At 45.1% G+C, this 2,284-nt stretch carries 4 protein-coding genes; all 4 read right to left on the bottom strand.

Features of this window, described 5'->3' with window-relative positions:
- Positions 1 to 668 (bottom strand): AMIN domain-containing protein (locus IQR33_RS19125; RefSeq protein ID WP_416222689.1); only part of this gene is annotated, 668 nt, incomplete at its 3' end.
- A gap of 25 nt (positions 669 to 693) precedes the next feature.
- Complete coding sequence (locus tag IQR33_RS19120) at positions 694 to 1,209, bottom strand: pilus assembly protein PilP (RefSeq protein ID WP_005382766.1); 516 nt, start codon at positions 1,207 to 1,209, stop codon at positions 694 to 696.
- Positions 1,199 to 1,792, bottom strand: a complete 594-nt coding sequence (locus tag IQR33_RS19115; protein WP_017633532.1) for a type 4a pilus biogenesis protein PilO — start codon at positions 1,790 to 1,792, stop codon at positions 1,199 to 1,201. The genes IQR33_RS19120 and IQR33_RS19115 overlap by 11 nt, the downstream gene beginning before the upstream one ends.
- The coding region (locus IQR33_RS19110; RefSeq protein ID WP_193843934.1) for a PilN domain-containing protein at positions 1,785 to 2,284 on the bottom strand (500 nt) is incomplete at its 5' end. The genes IQR33_RS19110 and IQR33_RS19115, both read right to left, overlap by 8 nt.

Here is a 2,284-nt window from a genome sequence, read left to right as displayed (position 1 = left end):
TTGCCATCAACACGCTTATCTAACCCCTTAACTTGCAAAATAATATCCAGCACTTGCTGCCAAGGGACACCATCAAGACGAAGCGTGAGGTTGCCTTCTACAGAGTCGGAGACAACCAAATTGAATTGGTTGTAATCAGCAATAAGCTGCAAGACGTTTCGCACAGGAATATCTTGGAAGTTAATCGAAATAAGCTTACCTTCTCTTTCTAAAATGCTTTTATCTGGGGCTTTCTCATTGGGTTTGATCTTCGCTACTTTGATTTCCAAAAAACGCCCCGTTAAACGGTAATCATGCATGTATTCTTCATTGATGTGCGCAACCAAGCGCGTCGTCGAGGTGTCGCGAAACACTTCTACGCTCTCAACCACAGTCGAAAAGTCTTTCACGTCTAGGAGATACAATTGCTCGTCTTTTACTGAAGTGTTAAGCAAATCGATACTTAACCCTTCCTGTACACGCTTGATATCTACAATCGCGGCCGGTGACGCCAATTCGACGACAATCACGGCGTCTTTATCTTTATTAGTTCGAAAGTCGATACTTTTTAGGGCATTGGACGAAACTTCTTCAGCTGCCGCTAAAGGGGCTAAAAATACAAACAACCATAAGGAGAAGAGCCCAGTAAGTATCCTTGGTGTACGTGTTAATCCTTGTCTCATTTTCATTACTCAATATCAAAAATAAATGGGGCTATCTCAAAGCCAACTTAACTTTACGTTTTTGCCAACATCCTAAGCCGTCGGGCAACGTTTCATTAATCAACAAATAGGAGTGGCTGACATGGGTCACTTTGCCATTATTGCGTCCGAGGTATTGACCCGGCTTAACTTTATAGACGGTGCCATTGGGAGCCTGAACGAGGCCAGAAACCGTGTTATCCATGCCCATGACACCTTTCAAACGTAATTGGCTTAATGGGAATTTTTCTAATTTGCCAGTTCGCCTTCTTGAGGGCGGTTGCCAACAATCTTTTCTTGCAACTGGCTGAGTCGCGATGGTGGCTTCTTTGGGTAATTCAAAGGGTGCACGCTGTACTTCCGGTGCGTACGTGACTGCAACATACTTGTCTGCGGGCTTAAGCTTCTCGACCTCTCGACGCGCCTGTGTTTCCACTCCTCGAATAAAATCCGTCAATGATTCATCATTCGCCTGGCAGCCCATCAATAGAGAACCCATCAGTACCAGCAACAAAGACTTACTTGTCATTTTTCGTCTCCTCCGGCTTAAACTGATAGGTATTAGCACGCACCCGAAAGTGCAGGGTTTCGCTCTCTTGGCTGACACGTTGCCAAGTCACATCTTTAAACGTGATGATTCGAGGTAGCGTCGCTATTGCCTGAGAAAAATGGCCGATGTCATGAAAGTCGCCCGTTAACTCTATGTTTAAAGGGAGACGATAAAGGAAGTGCTCTGATTGTTTTTCGCCCCAGTCGATTCGGGTGAAAGTCAGCTTATTGTCGATGCCAAGCTCATTCACTGAAGCGAGCATTGTAGCCAGCTCTTTTTGCGCAGGCAGTTGCTGCAGTAATAACTCGTAACGAGTGGTAAGTTCATCCAATTGAGATTGAAGCTGAGGCAACGCTGCCACTTTGTTCGCTTTGATCTTCAATGCCACCTTGAGTGTCTGCTCCTGCTGAATCAAGTGATTCAACTGTTCGTCTTTCGGTTTAAGGTAAAACCAATAACCTAAGCCTTGAATCGCCATGATCAGAAGTGCGATTACTACAATCTGGGGCAACAATGGCCACTCGGCCATTTCATCTATTTCGAGATCCTGCCAATCAACCACGTTGAGCCTCCAATTTCTTCTCCGTTACTTTGAACATGAAAGACACTTTGAATGTTTGAAACTCTTTCCCAAAACGGGCTTTGCCGTGAACGATGGAATGCATTTCTACGTCGTTCAACTTGGCCGAGCGCTCCATGTTGTCCAGCATCGTGGCAAGTTTTGGAGTGCTATCAGAGATCCCAGAGATCTCAATTTCCAGATCATTCATTTTGATCTTGTCGACATATACACCTTCAGGGATAACGGCAGGCATTAAGTTCATGAACTCGGTCGTTTTGTTTCGTCCGTTTTGTAAACCTTCAACGACCTTTAGACGTTCGAGGATTTTGCTGTGCTCTTGCTCTGCAATTTTCATTGCTTCAATACGCTGGTCGAGTTCGGCAATGTAGTGAGTGAGGTAATCGAGCCGCTCCTGTTGTTGATCTTGTTGGTACTCAAAAAACTTTCCAATACCCCACTGGATGCCAACAGCGACCAACATGCCTAATGCGA

Origin of the sequence: Vibrio sp. OPT46 (assembly GCF_015163535.1) — a bacterium.
In the GTDB taxonomy this organism is placed as follows: domain Bacteria; phylum Pseudomonadota; class Gammaproteobacteria; order Enterobacterales; family Vibrionaceae; genus Vibrio; species Vibrio alginolyticus.
Note: the sequence above shows the minus strand (reverse complement) of the source record. Positions and strands in the feature narration are given on the sequence as shown.

Excerpts from the sequence above, each read along its gene's own strand:
- IQR33_RS19120 (WP_005382766.1), bottom strand. The coding sequence starts at position 1,209 with ATGACAAGTAAGTCTTTGTTGCTGGTACTGATGGGTTCTCTATTGATG.